Origin of the sequence: Sporosarcina sp. P37 (assembly GCF_002109365.1) — a bacterium.
Taxonomy (GTDB): domain Bacteria; phylum Bacillota; class Bacilli; order Bacillales_A; family Planococcaceae; genus Sporosarcina.
Window position 1 is genome coordinate 847,690 of the sequence record NZ_CP015349.1, and the last position, 20,679, is coordinate 868,368.

Genomic DNA, 20,679 nt, shown 5'->3' on the forward strand with positions numbered 1-20,679 from the left:
AAAGCCCGGCTGCAGGTGTACATATCATTATTCAATGTTGAATTTCTTTTTGAATTTACCCAGTATTGTAGCATAAAAGATGCTGATAAATAGACCGCCCCAGATGATCATCACGCCGACCAGCATCATGAGGATTGCAGAACCGCTCATTCCTGTATCCATTTACAGCCCCCCTTTTTCATCATAATCGGTAGTGATTCTAGTGTTGTTTTTCCATTTCAGTGAAGTGAACACAATTGACATTACAAATGCGCCAATCGCTACCGGCCAGCCGATCGTCCATAAGAACGACGTCGGATACCCTTCATAGTTTTCTGCCATATTGTCTTGGATCAGGAAGAACAGCATAGTTCCCAATACTAACGGTGTGATGAAGATTAATGAAAGCTTCCACCACCAGCCGAGCTGAATATCTGAAACTGCATTGGCATGTTTCTCAAACACGCCAAGCTTTCTGAATACCCAAGCCAGTAAGATCACTTCGACCAGACCGATGACAGCAATACCGAATTGGTTGATGAAGTAATCTGCGACATCCAGGAAGTAGAGTCCGCCTTTCGTTGCGTACAGCATCGAGATCGCTGTAGAAAGTCCGACACCGATTGTTACTGAACGCCGTCTTGACATATTGAATTTATCAGACATACCTGCAATATACGTTTCACAAATCGAAATGAGTGAAGTGATACCTGCAAGGGTTAAGGACAGGAAGAAGAATGCGCCGAACAGGCCGTTTAATCCCGGCATCTGATTGATGATTTCCGGGAACACAACGAAGGCGAGCCCTACACCGGCCGTGGCTACATCTGCTACAGCCACGCCTTGATTTGTTGCCATGAATCCAAGCACTGCGAAAACCCCGATACCCGCAAGTAATTCCACGGAGGAGTTTGCGAAACCTGTAATGAATGCGTTATTTGTAATATCCGATTTCTTCGGCAAATAACTTGAATACGTAATCATGATCGCAAATGCGATGGACAAACTGAAGAAAATATGGCCGTAAGCGGCAACCCACACACGCGGATTCAATAGTTTGTCGACATCCGGTTTAAAGAATGCATCTAATCCTACCATAGCACCGTCAAGTGTAATCGCACGAATGACGACGAATAAGAACAGTAAGAAGAGAACAGGAATAAATATCCGATTCGCCAGCTCGATTCCTTTTTTGACACCGCCAAGCAAGATAATGTAACAAATAACCCATACCAGCAAGAGCGGCAATACTACGCCACCGACTAATCCGCCGACTTCTCCAGGATTATCTGCTAGTTTCAGAACATCTCCAAAGAAGAATGCTTCAGGATCTTTCCCCCATGATAAACCGAATGAATAGACCGTGTATTTCATGGCCCATGCAATAATGACCGCATAGTAAGTGGAAATTACAAAGGATACGAAAATTCCCCACCAGCCAAGAAATTCTGTCTTCTTACCATTCAGCCGGAAAAATGAAAGCGGTGCTGATCCCCGATACTTATGACCAATTGTGAATTCCATAATCAAAATCGGAATACCGGCTGTTAAAAGTGCAAATAAATACGGGATAAAAAATGCGCCTCCGCCATTTTCATACGCGACGTAAGGAAAGCGCCAAATGTTTCCGAGTCCGATTGCCGAACCGACCGCAGCCAATATAAAACCGGCTCTCGTTCCCCACTGTGAACGATTCTCCATACAACGATCACCTCTCTTTTTGTTATTTTACAAAACTTATTACCATTCAATGTATTCTGACAACTCTAGTTCTGTATATTTAGTATAAACAGGACAATTCAAGATGTCAAAACAAATTTAGACTAAGAATGAAGGTTTTATCACTCTTAGTCTAAATCATAATCTTTATGCAGTTTGCGCTGCCCGCTGTTTCCCTTTTGCGTTCCAGTACACAAATAAAGCTATCAGAATAATAATAACCGCCGCAAGTCCAATCCATACGGAACCAGTCACACCAAGAGTGAAGTATCCGGCGACCGCCACACTGGCTGCCACAAGCGCATAAGGCAACTGTGTCGCCACGTGATCGATATGATTACAGCCCGCTCCCGTAGATGAAAGGATCGTTGTATCTGAGATCGGTGAACAATGGTCCCCAAATACCGCGCCTGCCAGTACAGCAGACAATGCCGGGAGCAATAATTCCGGTGCCGCATTGACCATAATTGTTCCTGCAATCGGCATGAGAATACCGAACGACCCCCATGACGTACCTGTCGAGAATGCCATCAGTCCTGCTAATATGAAAATCAAAACAGGCAGGAAGGCAACCGGGATATTCAGCTTCTCTACCATAGTAGATAAGAAGAGGCCTGTATCAAGTGTTGCTATCAATTCTGTTAATCCCCATGCAAGGATTAAGATTAAAATAGCCGGCATCATTGCTCTGATTCCACTAATGAACGCACGCCCCATCCAGGAAACGCTTGCCGTTTCATTCTCTTTCATTTGCAGTGCATACAGCAGCATCGCAAGCAATGTGGCAGTAATGCCCCCGGTTACCAGAGAAAACGGTACATCTGTATTCTCGAAAATTGCCCAAATATCGAAGATCCCCGCCTCTTTATAACCTGTGTAAATCATCATGCCGAGAGTTACAGCAATCAGCGTCACAATCGGCGCGACGAGATCACGGACTTTACCGTGTGTATGCTCAGGAAATTCCTCTTTCAGTTCGCCGGGAATTTCTTTTTTTGGATCATACAATAAACCTTCATTGTTCGCGCGATCTTCGTGCTTTTTCATTTCAAAGAAATCATTGTTTGTCCAGGCAAAGAAAAAGACCATGGATAACGTAGCAATGACGTAGAAATTCATGGGCGCCATCATGATGAATGCTGTCAGCGGTGAATAACTGACCGCTGCCGTCGTGCCCAAAATCAGTGCAAGCTGTCCAATCAGGAATGCACCCCAGCTGGAAATCGGTGAGACAACACAAATAGGGGCAGACGTAGAGTCAATGAAATATGCCAGTTTCGCACGTGAAATCCTGTGCTGATCGGTAATCGGTCTGGCAATCTGTCCAACTGCCAATGCGTTGAAATAATCATCAACGAAAATAGCAATTCCTAGAATCATAGTCAGCAGCTTTGCACCGCGTTTCGTACGGATGCGTGTTACCGCCCAGCGTGCAAACGCCGCACTGCCTCCTGACAGGCTGACAAATGCGGTAATGACACCAAGCAATAATAAAAATAACATAATGAATATATTATATGTATTCAAACCGCCGTCCCAAAATGAAATAGTCACAGCTGTCCAAATACCTTTCAGCGTCTCCAGCGGAGCAAATTCCGCAATAAGTAAAGCAGCTGTAAGAATGCCTGCTCCTAATGATAATAATACTCTCCTCGTCACCAACACCATCACGATGGCGATAATAGGAGGCAAAATAGAGACCCACGTTCCGATCATTGTAATTCCTCCTCTTTCTGGTTGATAGATGATATCGAAATGCAGAAGGTCTTCTGAAGGGCGGAAAGACAGCACCAACAACGGATTGCTGATATTGCCAGCAAAAAGCCGACTCCAACAGGTCGTTACGAACGTGTGGGAGTCGGCCGGACAATATCTCTGCTGGTCATTGAGTCATGTACATCAAGTGCAGGTCATCTGGCTACTGTAGCTCTCCATACATTTGTCGCTGTATGACAGTGTCATTCCTCTTTGAAATGACCCCAACTTGAGAAGCGGACTCTTCTCAAACTTCGGCACTGCCTCCTTTTGCTGGCGGTCTTCGACGTCACTCTCTCACCAGGTACTTATAAGCAATGCAGCCTCTACGTAAGTCTCGATATTCTTCTTGTATCAGTGTAGCAATAATCGACATTGTTCACAATACCTTTTACTCCGTATCTTCCAGAGGCACTTCTATCTGTGCGGGTGTCTGTTCACCCTTTGAATAAATTTGCGGAACTTTCCCTCTGATTAAGCCCATGGCAATGGGAATTTCCTGCTCTACAACACTTTTGCTGGTCGCTAATGGCACAATAATTTGTACATTGACCTGCAATTTGAGATTCACTTCCACATACGCATTATTGATTCCAAATTCCCGTATATTCGTATCAACAGTGGCATGGACATCCCCAACAACATGAAAACGGATGGGGATTTTCGGACCGAGGTTACCGATCAGCGGGATATTGGTCGCCTGACCGAGCGGTACGAAGAAGACGATCCCTTGCTCTTTCTCCATGCGATCGGGATTGTATTCAAGATCACCAAGCGGCGGCAGCATATCCAGATCTCCGCCTTCTGCACGTTCCAGATGATCTTCTACGAGCTGATGGATTTCGGACATCACCTGGCTGATGATTTCCGCGTTAAATTTCGTTGTCACCGTATCTTTCGTGTCATCCGGCACATTCTCAATGATTTCATTGACATCATAGACACTGGTGGTACGGTTTTGGATAGCCTGGCTTATGACGTGACTCGCTATTTTTTGAGTTTGGACTTCGGCATATTGTGTATAGATCGGGGTCAATTGTTTATTGACAGTGTAGAAAAACATAGCGACTGCCACGAAAATAGACGGAATGACAAAGCGCAGGATATTTTTGCCGTAGTGATGTCTCTTCGGCCGTTTTTGATTCGTATAAAACCGCATAAATACGCCTCCTGCTACACATTATGCGAAGCAGGAGGCGTACATACTAGCCTTCATTAAAATATTTTCTTCCGTACCAGCCGAGCACATCACGAAGCATTTCCGGCATGATATATTCTTTCGGAGCTTCTTTCAGCAGCGGAAAAAAATAGCCGAACGTAAACATATCGAGTGTTGCAAGAGTATAGGTGCTGCCGGGTTCCACCAATCGGTTTCCTGCGAATAATTGTCCGTCGCTGTTAAGGAATAAATGCTCATGAATCATGCTGCCCATCAATGTGCCGCGGAAACCCAGACCTCTGATCGGCAGTTCTGTCCATTTGGGATCCAGTGACTGCTCGTAGATTGTCAGCAAGTCCTCTCCGTCTAAACGAACTAGGCATGGATTGATCGGATGCGGCAGCAGCGAGTGGAGGTCACCTTTCGTCACCCAGCCTTCATCCAGACTGCCGAGAAAAATGCCGGCGTTAAACAGCGCACAATCTGCATCCAAATAAGTCAGCAATGCACGGCCAAACAGCGAAGACAAGGGACTGTTTCCTGTCAGCCGCTGCGGCAGGGCGGACGGATTATAAAAAACAGGCACTTCCAAAGCTTCTTCTCCTTCATTCAGATAGCCGTTCACTTCTGCGACATCTTCTTCTGTCCGCTTCATTAACTGTGTCGGGAACACTTCTGCAGTCATATGAAGTACTTGATTCGTCATGCGGTCGACGTCCACCTGGATGTGGCCGACATAATGACCGAACTTTTCGGCTGCTGCAATCAACGTGTCGTTGTGCCATTCCCCATTCTGGAGTAAATGGTGAGTATGGCCGCCTAAAATGACATCGAATTCTGGACGTTCCGCCGCAAGCAGACGATCTTCATTGATGCCTAAATGCGACAGGCAAATCAGCACATCGCATTGCGGCCGCAGACTATTAGCCACTTCTTTGAGCGCTGCATGCGGCTCCGTAACGCGCCAGCCCAGCTGCTCATAGAACGCATAATACGGCGCAGTGGCACCTGTGATGCCGATCCGCACGCCGTCTGCCGTCTCCAGAATCTTTGATGTCTTCGCCCAGTAAGGTAACGCACCGTCCAAGTCTGTTAAATTACAAAGTACCACGTCAAACTGAGCATCTTCATACAACGCATTCAATGATTCTTTCGACATCGTGATGCCTTCATTATTGCCGATTGTCACGGTATCGTACTCTGCTTCATTGAGCAGTTCAATATTTCCTTTGCCTTCCGTGCCTTCAGTAAATGGGTGGGATCTGTCGATATGATCACCGATATCAAATAAGAAAACCGCTTCTCCCTTTGCTTCCGCCTGCTGCTTGCGCTGTTTCAGAAAGCGGGAAATCTGCGGCCAGTTTTCAAAATGACTATGCACATCATTCGTATGATAAATATGAATTGTCGCTACTGTTTCTTCCATATACGTCAACCCCAAATCCCCTCATAGATGGAACGCAGTCCAAAGACGAGTAAAATGATGCGAATGACCAAAACCAGCGTATCTGATTTCATTTTGCCATTCAAATACGCACCGAGCATTCCGCCGAAATATGCGCCTGGCACGACCGGAATCGTATAGAGCCACGGCACATGCCCGAGAGAAATATGCGAAATTGAATTTACGATGGATGACAGGAATACCATCAGCATCGATGTGGCCACTGCTACGTGCGGAGGGAAAAGGAACAGCAAAATCATCGCAGGAACGATCATGGTGCCGCCGCCGATTCCAAATAACCCCGATGTCAGTCCAATAAATAATGACAGGAGGATGGCAAACCAGATCGGATAGCCGTAGATATGCGCCTTACCCTGCGGATCTGTGAATGTCACTTTCCTTCCGTTTTCCACAAACCAGCGAATCGGCTTCAAATATTTTCTCGTTAATAACAGTGTAGACAAGACAATTAATAATATGCCGAAAAATAGATTAAATGATTGCAAACTAACATTTTTATTGATGAACGCGCCAATAATGATCCCGGGTATACTCGCTGTAAAAAACAGCAGGGCACTGCGGTAATCGATTGTCCTGACTTTCATGTATGATATGGTCGAGCCAAGTCCGTTCGCGATCATCATAATGACCGATAAACCGACTACACTTTGTGGCGTGATATCAGGAATTAGGCCAAGATTCAGCCCGACAAATAATGTGACGGGCACCAGAATTGTTCCGCCGCCGAGCCCGGCAATCGAGCCGATTACACCCGAAGCCAGACCGATTAAGGCCAGCACTGCAAATTCCATTACTGATCCCCCTCAAATAAATCCAGCTGCTCGGTGAGTGGCTGACCATACTCTATGTTGACCAGATCCGCGAATTGCTTAGCGTTCTTCGCAGCATGCTGACCGGAGTTGTTATTAAATATAACGAATACTTCCTGTGTTTGTTTTTCAAGGTGTTTGACGACATCGCGCATACTCTCTAATTCTTTTTCATTATAATCATAAAGGTAGCGCACTTTACGCCACGCTTTACTGTCTCCCATTGTATTGACCCATCCTTTGTCATTGCGTCCATGAAGACGCAGCAGCACCTTCGGATCGGTCGCAGCCGGCACGAGCGGCACACTGCCGTCCCCAACCTGCGGCTCATCACAGACAACATGGATGATGTTTAAACTCTTCAGGAAATCCAATGTCTTCTCCCGGTAGGCAGGTGAGTACCAAGATTGGTGGCGAAACTCTACCGCAACCGGCAGCGGCTGTAACTGATCATGCACATAGCGGATACGGTCGACGTTTTCTTTCCGGCAATCAAACCACGGCGGAAATTGCACAAGGATCATCGCCAGTTTCCCTGCTTCCACAAACGACGTCAATGACAGCTTGAATTGTGAGAACATCTCCTCTTCAGAATCATACGGCAGCTTCCCCCGCTGATGGCCGGTAATACCTTGATAGGCTTTCACAATGAACCGAAAATCAGCAGGAGTTTCCTCCGTCCATTTATCCATCACTTTTTTGGATTGTATAGCATAAAACGTCGAATCAAGTTCGACAATTGGAAAGTGTTTGCTGTAATCAATGAGCTTTTTATTCGCTATTGTTTTTTCATTATACAGGCTTGGATGGTCTCCCCACCCTGTCAGGCCAACATGTATCACGGAAAGTTCCCCCTCCTTTTAGCTTTCATTCAGTGTATCATATCTCATGTGTTTTCGGAAAAGTCATACGCTGCAGCTCACTTTTTCCTTTTTGGAGTTTCATTGCATAGACTTCTGCTATTTGCGCTTATTTTCTGGGTGGGGCGGGGGTGTTTGGTGTGCCGCTGCGCTATTTGGCGACGGGACCGCGCATTCTCTTCGCGCAATAGCATTATATCTCGCCGCGACCAAGCATTACATTTCTTCCAAATCAAACACACGCGAAAAAGCGTCCCGGGTTATTGCACCCAAGACGCTTTTTCTATCCTTACTCCCGCCACGCGCTCATGCCGCCGCGCACATTCGTTACATTCGTATACCCGGCTTTTTTCAACTGCCCTGCGGCATTCATGCTGCGCATGCCGCTTTGACAAATCAAAATGATTTCCTGCTCTTTCGGTAATGACGCCATCTGATTTTTCAACAGATTCAGCGGGATGTTTTTGAATAACGGAATATGACGCTCTTTATATTCTGCAGGCGTACGGACATCTATAAACTGAACGTTACGGTCTTTCATTCTTCCTTTTAATTCTTCTGTTGTGATGATGTTCACGCCTTTTGCCGGCTTCATTCGCCAGACTACTGCTATGACGATCAGCGCAATGAAAATCCAACCCATTGTTGCGGCCTCCCTTTAGTGTGTCCATTCCATGATGACTAGGATGATTCCCATCACCACAAACGCTGCATGGCCTATACAGAAGCGGGGAAATAATTTCTTTTCCATTTCCTCCGCCGTTTGAACTGTACACGATCTGCAGAATAAGAGCTGTTTGACTTTATTCATGCGTCCAATGCGGCCTGAACACTTGCCGGATCAAAGCCGAGTATCCATTTGCCGTTTAACAGTGTTTGAGGCACACCCATCTGTCCAGTCGTTTCAACCAGGCGCTGCCCTGCCGCCGAGTCTGTAGTGATATTAATCGTTTCATAAGGCACATGAATTTCCTCAAGATAATTCGTCATCATCGTGCAGTATGGACAAGTAGATGAAACATAAACTGTTGCTTTTGCTGTCATTTGAAAAACTCCTTTTATCTAGTTAGTATCTTCATTATATACCCCCACAGGTATAAAATCAACGAATTGATTTCACTTATGAGACTTTTTCTCTTCGGCTAACTACTTTATTGATCCATACAAAAAAATCGGAGTGTCTGAAATTCACACGCCGATTTTTATTGTAGTATAAACGAAACGCGGGTCCGGCAGTTGATACTGAAGAATTATCTGCCTGCCGTGTTGACTGTATCACCAATTAATTTATTTTTCGCTTGGTTATATTGGTCTGTTAATTGTCCGACATAGTCTTTGATCGGCTGTACTTTATTGATTACGCCGATTCCCTGACCGCAGCCCCAAATATCTTTCCACGCTTTTTTGCTGCCCTCTCCGCCAAAATTCATTTGGGAAGGATCACTTTCCGGCAAGTTGTCCGGATCCAAACCGGAAGCACGAATTGATGGAGCTAAATAATTTCCGTGTACGCCAGTGAAATAGTTGCTGTAGACGATATCATCAGAAGTTGCGTCTAGGATCGCTTGCTTATATTCATTAACGGCTCTTGCTTCTTCTGTCGCAATAAATGGTGAACCAATGTAAGCAAAATCTGCCCCCATCGCTTCTGCCGCTAAGACGCTTCCCCCGGTTGCGATAGAACCGCCAAGTACCAGCGGCCCATCAAACCATTCGCGGATTTCCTGAATGAGCGCAAATGGACTCTTTGGCCCTGCATGCCCTCCAGCCCCTGCCGCTACCGCAATTAAACCGTCTGCGCCTTTTTCAATGGCTTTCTTTGCAAACGTATTATTAATTACATCGTGCAAGACGATTCCGCCATAGCTGTGTGCAGCCTCGTAGACATCTTCTCTTGCACCGAGTGATGTAATTATGATGGGAACTTTATACTTCACGCAAAGCTCCATATCTTCCTGCAGTCTTTCATTTGACCGGTGAACAATTTGGTTAATCGCAAACGGCGCAGCAGGCTTATGCGGATTCTTCGCATTATAATCTGCCAGTTCTTCTGTAATTTCAATGAGCCATTCTTCAAATTGAGCGATCGGTCTTGCATTTAAAGAAGGCATGGAACCGATAATCCCCGCTTTACACTGCTCGATCACGGTCTTTGGGTTACTGATAATAAACATAGGCGAAGCAATCACTGGAATACTCATACTCTTTTTCAATTCTGCTATATTCATCTTGTACACTCCCCTTTATTCGTAAGCGCTTTCAATTCAGTGATTAAAAGAATAATGTAAAAAATCCCGTACATTCTTCAATTAAATTAAATGTAAGCAAGCATACGATGCATGTATATACATGTATTGTACCGCTTTTTTTTGACTTGTCAATCAATTTAGTAATATGACTTTCTTATTTTCACTTCTTCTGGCGTGAACCATTATAAATCAGCGGAATCTAGTTTATTCCTCTGGCTTCAGATTTCCAAATCATCGATGACATTTTGTAGATCATGCAGTTTATTTAATAAGTCCATATACTCTTCTTTGCCCATAGCTCCTTCAATTTGTTCCTGTACTTTTGTCCAGATAGGTGTCGCATTGTTCAATTTCTCATATCCGGCAGCCGTCACAGAAACCACTTTTGTCCGAGAATCCTGCGCAGCACGCTCAATAGTTACCAGCCCAGAGTCCTTTAAAATGTTCAGGTTACGGGTCACGGTTGTTTGGTCAAGCAGCATGATTTCACTCAGCTTACTTATAGAAATGTCCGGCAACGTGTAAATATTCCCAAGCATATAATACTGTGTGATTTTTAGCCCTGTCGGTTTCAGGAGTTTATTGTAAAGCTGCGTCAGAGATCCTGACACCGTCCGCAGATTCGCACAAGCGCACACTTCAATCACGTAATTCGCCTGTTCTTGATCCAGTTTTTTCTCCATGCCTGTCACTCCCTGCTTTACATTTTAAAAAAGTTCCGGCTAATTCATTATTGATATCGTAGCATTTTCATTTATCCATGTATATACATAGGCAAATGAAAATGAACGTTTTACTGTGCGGCTTATAACTCTTTCACCAAATAAAAAAACTGGCTCATCCTTTAGATGAGCCAGAAATTTGTTGATTTATCCGATTGAACCTTCCATTTCAAACTTGATCAGTCGGTTCATTTCTACCGCATATTCCATCGGCAGTTCTTTTGTAAATGGCTCGATAAAGCCCATTACGATCATTTCCGTTGCTTCCAATTCAGGAATACCGCGGCTCATCAAGTAGAAGAGCTGCTCTTCGGAAACTTTTGATACTTTTGCTTCGTGTTCCAATGAAATGTTGTCATTCAAGATTTCATTGTACGGAATCGTATCAGAAGTGGACAGTTTGTCCATAATCAATGTATCACACTCAATGTTGGCACGAGCTCCATCCGCTTTACGTCCGAAGTGGACGATTCCGCGGTACGTTACTTTTCCGCCGTGTTGAGAGATAGATTTTGAAACAATAGTAGAAGACGTGTTAGGTGCCAAGTGCATCATTTTCGCGCCGGCATCCTGATGCTGTCCTTTACCTGCAAGTGCGATGGATAATGTCAGACCGCGTGAGCCTTCACCTTTTAAGATGACTGCCGGGTATTTCATCGTCAATTTAGAACCGATGTTCCCGTCAATCCATTCCATCGTTGCATTTTCTTCACATACTGCACGCTTTGTTACCAAGTTATAGACGTTGTTCGCCCAGTTTTGGATTGTCGTGTAACGGCAATATGCGTCTTTCTTGATGATAATCTCAACAACCGCACTATGCAGTGAGTTCGTTGTGTAGACAGGTGCTGTACAGCCTTCTACGTAGTGAACGCTTGCGCCTTCGTCCACGATGATCAGCGTACGCTCGAACTGTCCCATATTTTCCGAGTTAATACGGAAATATGCCTGCAGCGGAGTCTCAACTTTCACGCCTGGCGGTACATAGATGAATGAACCACCTGACCAGACAGCAGAGTTCAGCGCTGAGAATTTATTGTCAGAATTCGGAATAACTGTACCCCAGTACTTCTTGAATAGTTCTTCGTTTTCAAGAAGTGCAGAATCTGTGTCTTTAAAGACAATTCCGAGATCTGTAAGTTCTTCTTTCATGTTGTGGTAAACCACTTCAGATTCATACTGTGCAGATACACCTGCCAAGTATTTTTGTTCTGCTTCCGGAATACCCAATTTATCAAACGTACGCTTGATTTCCTCAGGTACTTCATCCCAAGAAGTTTCTGTTGCTTCAGATGGTTTAACGTAATACGTGATTTCATCGAAATTCAATGAATTCAAGTCTCCGCCCCACTGCGGCATTGGCTTGCTGTAAAAAATCTCAAGAGATTTTAAACGGTAATCCAACATCCATTGCGGCTCTTCTTTCATAGCAGAAATTTCTTCTACTATTTCACGTGTCAGACCGCGTTCTGAACGGAACACAGAAACGTCTTTATCGTGGAAACCATACTTATAATCACCGATTTCGGGCATTTGTTTCGCCATTATTATTCCTCCGTCCCATAATTGCTCGTACTATGGCCAAGGTCACTGCGACTCGCCAGAGACTCCCTTTTCCATCGCCTTCCAGCTCAATGTTGCACATTTAATTCGGGCAGGGAATTGCGCGACACCCGAAAGTGCTTCAAGGTCATCGAGATCAACCGACTCGTCCAAATCTTTGCCTAACATCATATCTGAAAAGGTATGAGCTAATTTTACTGCTTCTTCTGTTGTCTTGTTCTTGATCATTTGCGTCATCATGGAAGCGGATGCCATTGAAATAGAACACCCTTCGCCTTCAAACTTCGCGTCTTTGACGATATCATTTTCCACATTCATCGTTAAATGGATGACGTCACCGCAAGTTGGATTGTTCATGTCAATCGTGACATTCCCATCATCCAAAATGCCTTTGTTTTTCGGATGTTTATAATGCTCCATAATTACGGAACGATATAGTTGATCGAGTTTGTTAGTAGACATCGTTAAAATACTCCTTTGTTGTGCGAAGTCCTTCCACGAGGCGGTCTACGTCATCCGTGGTGTTGTACAGGTAGAAGCTGGCACGTGCAGTAGAAGAACATTGAAGCCATTTCATCAATGGCTGTGCGCAATGGTGTCCTGCACGAACAGCTATACCGTTCATATCGAGTACAGTTGCGACATCGTGAGGATGGACATCATCCAAATTGAATGTGACCAATCCTGCGCGCTTTTCTGGATCTCTTGGACCATAAATGGTCAAGCCGTCAATTTCAGACATTTTATCCATCGCATAACCAGCAAGTTCATGCTCATGTTTTTCGATGGCATCCAAACCGATCTCTTCCAGAAAATCAATCGCTGCACCAAGTCCGATAGCTCCTGCAATAATAGGTGTGCCGCCTTCAAATTTCCAAGGCAGTTCTTTCCAGGTAGATTCGTATAATCCGACGAAGTCAATCATTTCGCCGCCGAATTCCACAGGCTCCATATTATTTAGCAAATCCTTCTTACCATAGAGGACACCGATGCCGGTAGGTCCGCACATTTTGTGTCCGGAAAATGCAAGGAAGTCGCAATTCAGATTCTGTACATCTATTTTCAAGTGCGGTGCAGCCTGGGCTGCATCCACACACATTACTGCTCCATGCTGATGGGCAATTTCTGTAATTTCTTTAATCGGGTTCATCGTGCCGAGAACGTTGGAAACGTACATAATAGAAACGATTTTCGTTTTATCTGTAATTGTTTCGCGCACTTTATCCAGCGATAATGTGCCGTCCTCTTCTAAATCGATATATTTCAGCACAGCGCCGGTTTCTTTAGCGAGCTGCTGCCACGGAATGATATTGGAGTGGTGCTCCATATGCGTAATGACGATTTCATCGCCTTCCGAGACGTTCGCCCGGCCATAACTGTCTGCTACTGTGTTGATTGCTGTAGTAGTACCGCGCATAAAAATTACTTCTTGCGTGGATTTGGCATTAATAAATTTACGGACTTTCTCACGAGCTCCTTCATAGCCGTCTGTCGCCCGGTTTCCAAGTGTGTGCACCCCGCGGTGAACGTTGGAGTTGTCCTGACGGTAATAGCGGTCGAGAGCTTCGATTACTTGAACAGGCTTTTGAGATGTTGCCGCACTGTCCAAATATACAAGCGGATGCCCGTTAACTTCCTGATCTAATATAGGGAAATGATTGCGGATGTCTTTACTGAGCATTAGCGCACTTTCCTTTCAATAACCTCCGTCAATTGCTTTCTAACTCCTTCAATCGGCAATTTGCTGACTACCGGAGCCAAAAATCCATGAATAATGAGGCGTTCTGCTTCTTCTTTTGAAATCCCGCGGCTCATAAGATAGAACATCTGCATTGGATCTACACGTCCAACTGAAGCTGCGTGGCCTGCTGTTACATCATCTTCATCAATGAGCAAGATTGGGTTTGCGTCGCCGCGCCCTCTTTCGCTCAGCATCAGAATACGTGACTCCTGCACCGCATTTGAGCGGGTAGCTCCTTTGGCGATACGGCCAATACCGTTAAAGATTGCAGAAGACGATTCTTTCATAACTCCGTGCTTCAGGATGAAAGCGTCCGTGTCCAGTCCCCAGTGGACGATTTCAGAAGTGAAGTTTTGTTTCTGGCTGCCGCGGCCTACAACTACAGATTTCATATCACTGGATGAGCCGTTGCCGACTAAGTGCGTAATATTTTCGGAAATCGTATTGCTGTCATTCATCAGACCCAGTGCCCACTCGATGCGAGCGTTTGGTCCTGCTACTCCGCGACGGTTGACGTAAGTTGTCATTCCTTCAGCTAATACGTCGACTGCACCGTAGACAATTTTCGCATTATCCATAGCAAATACTTCGGATACGATGTTTGCCTGTGTTTCGGCGTGCTCCATAGTAGAAAGGTAGTTTTCTACATACGTAACGGAACTGTTCGCTTCAGCCACGATCACTGCGTGGTTAAACAATGATGCTTCTTCATTGTCATGAATGAACAGTACTTGCAGCGGATCTTCGATAACAACGTTTTTAGGAACGTATACGAATACGCCGCCGTTAATTAATGCTGCATGAAGAGCTGTTAATTTATGCTCATCTACTTTCACGCCGTCCGTCATCAAGTACTTCTGCAGCAGTTCGCTATGTTCGCGGGATGCTGTGAAGATATCCGTCAAAATAACGCCTTGCGACTTCAGGTCTTCTGATAATGAAGTGTATGCAGGTGTATTATTATGCTGTACATAAATGTTTTGCTGCTGTTCATCATCAATTAATGTCTTCGCTTCTGTCGGAAGTTCCTCCAGCGCCGCGAAGTTTGAACTTTCTACTGTATGTGAAGGGAATTCCGTGAAATTCCAATTAGTAATTTTTGTTTTATCTGGTCTCGGCATTTCGAGCACTTCAGCTTTCGCCAGAGCATTCGAACGAAAATCTGCCATCCAAGCAGCTTCCTCCACTTTTGCGGAATAAGAGCGGACGTCCTGTTCGGTCAATGCCAATGTTGTTTCAACCGTCATTTTAAGTCGTCCCCTTTCTTATGCTTCTTGTCCAACTGTCTCGTCTTCAATACCAAGCTCTTCTTTAATCCAGTCATATCCTTGGCTCTCAAGTTTCTCAGCCAATTCAGGTCCGCCAGTTTTGACGATTCTGCCCTGCATGATGATGTGCACGTGATCCGGCTTGATATAGTTCAACAAGCGCTGATAGTGAGTGATGATCAGGCAGCCGAAACCTTCGCCGCGCATTTCATTGATTCCTTTAGAAACAACTTTCAATGCATCGATATCCAGACCTGAGTCAATTTCGTCAAGTACTGCAAATTTTGGTTTCAACATCATAAGCTGAAGAATTTCGTTGCGCTTTTTCTCTCCGCCTGAGAAACCTTCGTTCAAATAACGTGTTGCCATATCTTCATCCATTTCCAGGAACTCCATCTTGCTGTCCAGTTCACGGATAAATTTCATCAAGGAAATTTCGTCGCCCTCTTCACGACGGGCATTCATTCCTGAACGCAGGAAATCTGCGTTTGTTACGCCAGTGATTTCACTTGGATACTGCATTGCAAGGAACAAACCAGCTTTCGCACGCTCATCCACTTCCATTGCCAGAACGTCTTCTCCATCAATTGTGATGCTTCCAGATGTAACTTCATATTTCGGGTGTCCCATAATTGCAGATGCAAGTGTGGATTTCCCCGTACCATTGGGACCCATGATTGCATGGATCTCATTTGTATTTATTGTTAAGGTAACACCCTTCAAGATTTCTTTGCCCTCAATTTGGACATGAAGATCTTTAATTTCCAAAGTTGCCATTCCAATACCTCCAGTATGATCACTTGAATGGTTTATCCATTCTCTATTTAGTATCATTCTAATCTTAACCCATATTTGATTCGGTTGCAAATGTTTAAGAATCATTATAAATTATAAGCAAATTCATTGATTCTATGGGCCTCTATGAAATTTCACAGTTTATCATTTTTCAATTGACAACTAATGAATGAGAATCAACGAGAGATTAGTACATAAGAATTAGACAGAAAAAAGCCAGTCAAATGACCGGCTTTTTCTCTGTACTATGCTTTTTTTGTAAAACGGTCGACGATCATTGCAAGTGCGCCGTCGCCTGTAACATTTGTTGCTGTTCCGAAACTGTCCTGTGCCAGGTACAGCGCAATCATTAACGCCACCATAGCGTCAGTGAATCCAAGCATGGTGGAAAGAAGTCCAGTTGCCGCTACTACTGCACCGCCCGGCACACCCGGGGCTGCAATCATCGTAACGCCCAGCATGAAAATAAATTGCAGATACATGCCAAAGCTAATGTCGAATCCATTCATCAGCATGACGCCGATAGAGCAAGACACAATTGTGATCGTACTGCCTGACAAGTGAATAGTCGCAAACAGCGGCACCGCAAAATTTGTCACCCGTTCAGAAGCGCCGGTCTTTTTCGCCTGACGCAGTGTAACAGGAATCGTTGCGGCTGATGATTGCGTGCCGATTGCTGTTAAATAAGCAGGCAGCATCGTTTTCATCAGGACAAACGGATTACGTTTATTCAATGTACCCGCCACTGTATACTGGAATGTCAGCATAATCAGATGAAGAATGATGATCATGACAAATACCAGGATAAATACAGACAATACATTTGCCACTTCACCGGTATACGTCATATTTAAGAAAATCCCGAAGATATGAAACGGCAGCAGCGGAATGATTACGACAGAAATAACTTTGTCGATAATCAAGTTAAACTCTTCAAAGAATGACAGCATCGTCTTTCCCTTAATCGCCGCCATGCCAATTCCAAGCACGAATGCCATGAGCAGCGCCGTCATAATTCCCATCATCGGCGCCATTTCCATCTCAAAGAAGGCTTCTCCGGCAGCACGTGCACCTTCCGCAATCTCTGCATCAGTGGATTGATGAATAAAATTAGGCAGAATAGTCGATGCCGCAGCATACGCGAGCAATCCTGCGGTAATGGTGGAGCCATAGGCAAACGCTGCAGACATTCCCAGCAGCTTCCCTGACCCCGCCCCGAGCTTCGCAATACTTGGCGCGATAAACGCAATAATGATGAGTGGCACAATAAAGTTCAAGAATCCGCCAAACAACATATTGAACGTGGCTGCTAATCGAACGAACCAGTTCGCGAAACCTTCATGAATCGCGGGCAGCAATAATCCAAGTCCGATCGCCAGCGCAATGGCTATCAAAATACGCCAAATAAGCCCTAGTTTAAACTTCACAATACGTCCTCCTCAAATACACATATGTATGACTGAAACAACACAACTTTACCACAAGAGCGGGGAATAGAGAAGAAAATATTTTAGTTTATTTAGTGTCTTTGCTGCGGGGATGAGCGGGTGGCGGGCGGCTATGAGCGGACGCGATGACGCATTGAGCGCGTGGACGGCAGCTATGAGCGGGTGTGAAGACGCATTGAGCGGATACACGACAGCTATGAGCGGAGGCGATGCCGCATTGAGCGCCTGGACGGCGGCTATGAGCGGGTGTGAAGCCTCATTGAGCGCGTGGACGGCAGCTATGAGCGGACGCGATGACGCATTGAGCGCGTGGCAGGCAGCTATGAGCGGATACACAGCAACTATGAGCGCGTAACACCATATATGAACTCTATTTCCAATATAAAAACCGGCAGCTGCTCCAGCTGCCGGCCTTCTATTCATTATTTTACTGGAACTACTGATCCAGACCATTCTTCTACGATGAAATCTTGGATTTGTTCTGAAGTTAACACTTCTATCAATGCTTTGATTGCGTCGCTGTCTTCGTTACCGCTCTTTACAGCGATTACGTTAACGTAAGGAGACTCTGAATCTTCCAAAGCGATCGCATCTTCCATTGGATTTAAGCCGGCGTCGATTGCGAAGTTTGAGTTGATCAATAATGCGTCGCCTTCATCATTTTTGTACAATTGCGGCATTAATGCTGCTTCGTAGTTTGCGTCAAACTCCAAGTTCTTCGGATTTTCAACGATATCTTCTACTTCCGCCTTCACTTTTTCCACATCGTCAGCAAGCTTGATCAAACCTTTTTCTTCAAGCATAGCCAGTACGCGCCCGTGATCCGCTACAGAGTTACTGATTAAGATCGTTGCACCATCAGGAAGTTCTTCCAATGAATCATATTTCTTTGAGTAGACACCGATCGGCTCGATGTGAATTGCACCTGCATTGACAAAATCATAACCGAAATCTGCAATTTGACTCTCTAGATATGGAATGTGCTGGAAATAGTTCGCATCCAATGTGCCTTCATCCAAATCTTTGTTTGGCAGTACATAATCTGTGTAGCTCTCAATCTTCAAATCGTACCCTTTTTCAGCCAATAGTGGCTTCGCCTTTTCTAAAATTACTGCGTGCGGCGTGTTGGACGCTCCGACTGTCAAAGTCGTTTTGTCGCCCTTTTCTGCGTCATCTGCATCCTGTGCCGCATCTTCGCTGTTATCATCTTTTGTGCCGCATGCTGCCAGTGCCAGCACAAGTGCCGCCGCGAATAGACCAAATAAAAACTTCTTCATCTTCACATTTCTCCCTCTCCATTACTGGATTATATTTATGGTTGACAGGTTTCCCTGAAAATCCTGTTATCGCTTGTCCATACGTTTTACAAAGAAATCACCGATAAACTGAATGATGAATACGATGATCAAAACTAAAATTGTCGCCATCATCGTCACATCGCCGCGGTTACGCTGGAACCCTTCCAAATACGCAAGTGTACCGAGTCCCCCGGCGCCGATTACCCCTGCCATCGCTGTATATCCGACCAGCGCAATTGACGTCACTGTAATCCCAGACACTAGCGCGGGCATGGATTCAGGCAACAGCACTTTGAAAATGATGGTAGAAGTTTTCGCACCCATTGAACGTGCCGCTTCGATAACTCCTTTATCAATTTCTTGCAGCGCAATCAGCACCATGCGTCCGTAGAACGGTGCTGCGCCGATAATTAACGCTGGCAACGCGGCATTCGGTCCGCGCATACTTCCAATAAGCAAATTAGTCAGAGGCAGCAATAAAATAATCAAAATGATAAACGGAATGGACCGGAACACATTGACAAATGCCCCTGTAAAGACATTGGTGATTTTATTGGCCCAGAGTTGCCCCGGACTTGTCAGGAATAGCAGCAAACCGAGTGCGACACCAAAAATAAACGTGAATAACGTGGAGTACGCGGACATATAAAGTGTCTCGCCCGTCGCCGCCCACATTTTCTCCCAATTGACGTTCGGGAACCACTGCTCAATCATTCTTCAGCACCTCCGTCTTCACTTCATTGGCATCTAAGAAAGCGATCGCTTCATCAACAACCGCCGCGTCCCCTGCCAGCTGCAAGACCAGTGTGCCGTACGCGCCGTCCCGTGTAGTCGAGATATTTCCCTGGACGATATTGACCTCAATCGGGTATTTCCGGATCAGCTCAGCAAGGACAGGCTGCTCTGTACGCTCCCCGATGAAGGCTAGCTTAATCAGCTTTCCGTGTGGAGTTTCCTCCTGCAGGTGTGCGATCGCTGCGTCTGTATCGCCAGTGTCGGTCACCTGTGAAATAAAACGCTTTGTAATGTCAGCCTGCGGAGATTGAAAGACGTCGAGCACGTTGCCGATCTCCACGACCTTCCCTGCTTCCATGACTGCTACACGATGGCAAATCTTACGGATAACATGCATTTCATGCGTGATAAGGACAATAGTCAGTCCAAGACGTTCATTGATGTCTGTCAATAAATCGAGGATTGCATTTGTCGTTTCAGGATCAAGCGCGGATGTCGCTTCATCACAAAGTAGTACTTCCGGGTCATTCGCAAGTGCGCGCGCGATGCCGACACGTTGTTTTTGACCGCCTGATAACTGTGCGGGATAAGCTTTTTCACGGCCAGTCAACCCGACCAGATCTATCAGTTCTTTTACTTTTTGCTTGCGAACCGATTTTTTCACACCCGCAATTTCGAGCGGGAACATAATATTCTCTTCCACGGTTCTTGACCACAGCAAGTTAAAGTGCTGGAAGATCATACTGATTTTCTGACGGGCATTGCGAAGACCGGCTCCTTTTAATGTCGTCATTTCCTGTCCGTGAATCATAATGCTGCCGGACGTGGGTGTTTCAAGACCATTCAGCAGCCGAATCAAAGTACTTTTTCCTGCACCACTGTAACCGATGACGCCGAAAATTTCTCCTTCTTTGATGGTTAGCGATACATCATCTACCGCGATTATTTCTGAACGGTTCAAATGGAATTTTTTATGAACGTTTGTTAGTTGAATCATTTTCTGCACCACCTCATGTAATCCTCTTTCATTGTCTTCTAACGCCTGCCGGAGCTTAACGGCGTCTTTCGCTTTTGGTAATAAAAAAACCTTTCTGCGGACAAGCAGAAAGGCCGA

Annotated in this window: 21 protein-coding genes and 1 riboswitch; of the genes, 1 reads left to right on the forward strand and 20 read right to left on the reverse strand. The window is 45.2% G+C overall.

Features of this window, described 5'->3' with window-relative positions:
• Positions 1 to 27: 27 nt before the first annotated feature.
• The 17 genes from SporoP37_RS16865 to SporoP37_RS04605 all read right to left on the reverse strand — a co-directional run bounded on the left by SporoP37_RS16865 (position 28) and on the right by SporoP37_RS04605 (position 17,511).
• Positions 28 to 162 (reverse strand): MetS family NSS transporter small subunit, encoded by a 135-nt coding sequence (locus SporoP37_RS16865; protein WP_232329805.1) that lies wholly within the window; start codon positions 160 to 162, stop codon positions 28 to 30.
• Positions 163 to 1,680: a sodium-dependent transporter gene (locus SporoP37_RS04530; protein WP_081242510.1), complete on the reverse strand. Its 1,518-nt coding sequence runs from the start codon at positions 1,678 to 1,680 to the stop codon at positions 163 to 165.
• Positions 1,681 to 1,845: 165 nt separating this feature from the next.
• Positions 1,846 to 3,414 (reverse strand): Na+/H+ antiporter NhaC family protein, encoded by a 1,569-nt coding sequence (locus SporoP37_RS04535; protein WP_081242511.1) that lies wholly within the window; start codon positions 3,412 to 3,414, stop codon positions 1,846 to 1,848.
• A gap of 200 nt (positions 3,415 to 3,614) precedes the next feature.
• Positions 3,615 to 3,790: riboswitch (Lysine riboswitch) on the reverse strand.
• A 54-nt stretch (positions 3,791 to 3,844) separates the two neighbouring features.
• Entirely contained in the window at positions 3,845 to 4,612 is a 768-nt protein-coding gene (gene yunB / locus SporoP37_RS04540) for a sporulation protein YunB (RefSeq protein WP_081242512.1), read from the reverse strand.
• A gap of 46 nt (positions 4,613 to 4,658) precedes the next feature.
• On the reverse strand, positions 4,659 to 6,038 hold the full coding sequence (locus SporoP37_RS04545; RefSeq protein WP_232329837.1) for a bifunctional metallophosphatase/5'-nucleotidase: 1,380 nt from the start codon (positions 6,036 to 6,038) through the stop codon (positions 4,659 to 4,661).
• 5 nt (positions 6,039 to 6,043) lie between these two features.
• Complete coding sequence (locus tag SporoP37_RS04550; RefSeq protein WP_081242514.1) at positions 6,044 to 6,868, reverse strand: sulfite exporter TauE/SafE family protein; 825 nt, start codon at positions 6,866 to 6,868, stop codon at positions 6,044 to 6,046.
• Complete coding sequence (locus SporoP37_RS04555) at positions 6,868 to 7,728, reverse strand: DUF72 domain-containing protein (protein ID WP_081242515.1); 861 nt, start codon at positions 7,726 to 7,728, stop codon at positions 6,868 to 6,870. The genes SporoP37_RS04550 and SporoP37_RS04555 overlap by 1 nt, the downstream gene beginning before the upstream one ends.
• Before the next feature lie 307 nt (positions 7,729 to 8,035).
• Positions 8,036 to 8,389 carry a rhodanese-like domain-containing protein gene (locus SporoP37_RS04560; protein ID WP_081242516.1) on the reverse strand — a complete coding sequence of 118 codons (354 nt, stop codon included), beginning with the start codon at positions 8,387 to 8,389 and terminating at the stop codon, positions 8,036 to 8,038.
• 164 nt (positions 8,390 to 8,553) lie between these two features.
• Positions 8,554 to 8,790: a glutaredoxin family protein gene (locus tag SporoP37_RS04565; RefSeq protein WP_081242517.1), complete on the reverse strand. Its 237-nt coding sequence runs from the start codon at positions 8,788 to 8,790 to the stop codon at positions 8,554 to 8,556.
• Between the two features lie 206 nt (positions 8,791 to 8,996).
• Positions 8,997 to 9,974 (reverse strand): NAD(P)H-dependent flavin oxidoreductase, encoded by a 978-nt coding sequence (locus tag SporoP37_RS04570; RefSeq protein ID WP_081242518.1) that lies wholly within the window; start codon positions 9,972 to 9,974, stop codon positions 8,997 to 8,999.
• Positions 9,975 to 10,213: 239 nt separating this feature from the next.
• Positions 10,214 to 10,678, reverse strand: a complete 465-nt coding sequence (locus SporoP37_RS04575; protein ID WP_081242519.1) for a MarR family winged helix-turn-helix transcriptional regulator — start codon at positions 10,676 to 10,678, stop codon at positions 10,214 to 10,216.
• A gap of 186 nt (positions 10,679 to 10,864) precedes the next feature.
• Positions 10,865 to 12,262, reverse strand: coding sequence for a Fe-S cluster assembly protein SufB (sufB, locus tag SporoP37_RS04580; RefSeq protein WP_081242520.1), 1,398 nt, complete (start codon positions 12,260 to 12,262; stop codon positions 10,865 to 10,867).
• A gap of 42 nt (positions 12,263 to 12,304) precedes the next feature.
• Positions 12,305 to 12,742, reverse strand: a complete 438-nt coding sequence (sufU, locus tag SporoP37_RS04585; RefSeq protein ID WP_081242521.1) for a Fe-S cluster assembly sulfur transfer protein SufU — start codon at positions 12,740 to 12,742, stop codon at positions 12,305 to 12,307.
• On the reverse strand, positions 12,732 to 13,961 hold the full coding sequence (locus tag SporoP37_RS04590) for a cysteine desulfurase (protein ID WP_081242522.1): 1,230 nt from the start codon (positions 13,959 to 13,961) through the stop codon (positions 12,732 to 12,734). Before SporoP37_RS04590 ends, sufU begins: the two co-directional genes overlap by 11 nt.
• On the reverse strand, positions 13,961 to 15,268 hold the full coding sequence (sufD, locus tag SporoP37_RS04595; protein WP_085430353.1) for a Fe-S cluster assembly protein SufD: 1,308 nt from the start codon (positions 15,266 to 15,268) through the stop codon (positions 13,961 to 13,963). Before sufD ends, SporoP37_RS04590 begins: the two co-directional genes overlap by 1 nt.
• 18 nt (positions 15,269 to 15,286) lie before the next feature.
• Entirely contained in the window at positions 15,287 to 16,066 is a 780-nt protein-coding gene (gene sufC / locus SporoP37_RS04600) for a Fe-S cluster assembly ATPase SufC (protein ID WP_081242524.1), read from the reverse strand.
• Positions 16,067 to 16,329: 263 nt separating this feature from the next.
• On the reverse strand, positions 16,330 to 17,511 hold the full coding sequence (locus SporoP37_RS04605) for a dicarboxylate/amino acid:cation symporter (protein WP_085430354.1): 1,182 nt from the start codon (positions 17,509 to 17,511) through the stop codon (positions 16,330 to 16,332).
• A 133-nt stretch (positions 17,512 to 17,644) separates the two neighbouring features.
• Between SporoP37_RS04605 and SporoP37_RS04610 the strand changes: the two genes are divergently transcribed.
• Entirely contained in the window at positions 17,645 to 17,887 is a 243-nt protein-coding gene (locus SporoP37_RS04610) for a hypothetical protein (RefSeq protein WP_085430355.1), read from the forward strand.
• Between the two features lie 67 nt (positions 17,888 to 17,954).
• On the opposite strand, the gene SporoP37_RS04615 is transcribed toward SporoP37_RS04610, so the two are convergent.
• From SporoP37_RS04615 to SporoP37_RS04625, 3 genes are all read right to left on the reverse strand, one after another.
• Entirely contained in the window at positions 17,955 to 18,809 is an 855-nt protein-coding gene (locus tag SporoP37_RS04615) for a MetQ/NlpA family ABC transporter substrate-binding protein (protein ID WP_085430356.1), read from the reverse strand.
• Positions 18,810 to 18,875: 66 nt separating this feature from the next.
• Positions 18,876 to 19,544: a methionine ABC transporter permease gene (locus SporoP37_RS04620; RefSeq protein ID WP_081242528.1), complete on the reverse strand. Its 669-nt coding sequence runs from the start codon at positions 19,542 to 19,544 to the stop codon at positions 18,876 to 18,878.
• Positions 19,537 to 20,562 carry a methionine ABC transporter ATP-binding protein gene (locus tag SporoP37_RS04625; RefSeq protein ID WP_081242529.1) on the reverse strand — a complete coding sequence of 342 codons (1,026 nt, stop codon included), beginning with the start codon at positions 20,560 to 20,562 and terminating at the stop codon, positions 19,537 to 19,539. The genes SporoP37_RS04620 and SporoP37_RS04625 overlap by 8 nt, the downstream gene beginning before the upstream one ends.
• Positions 20,563 to 20,679 lie beyond the last annotated feature (117 nt).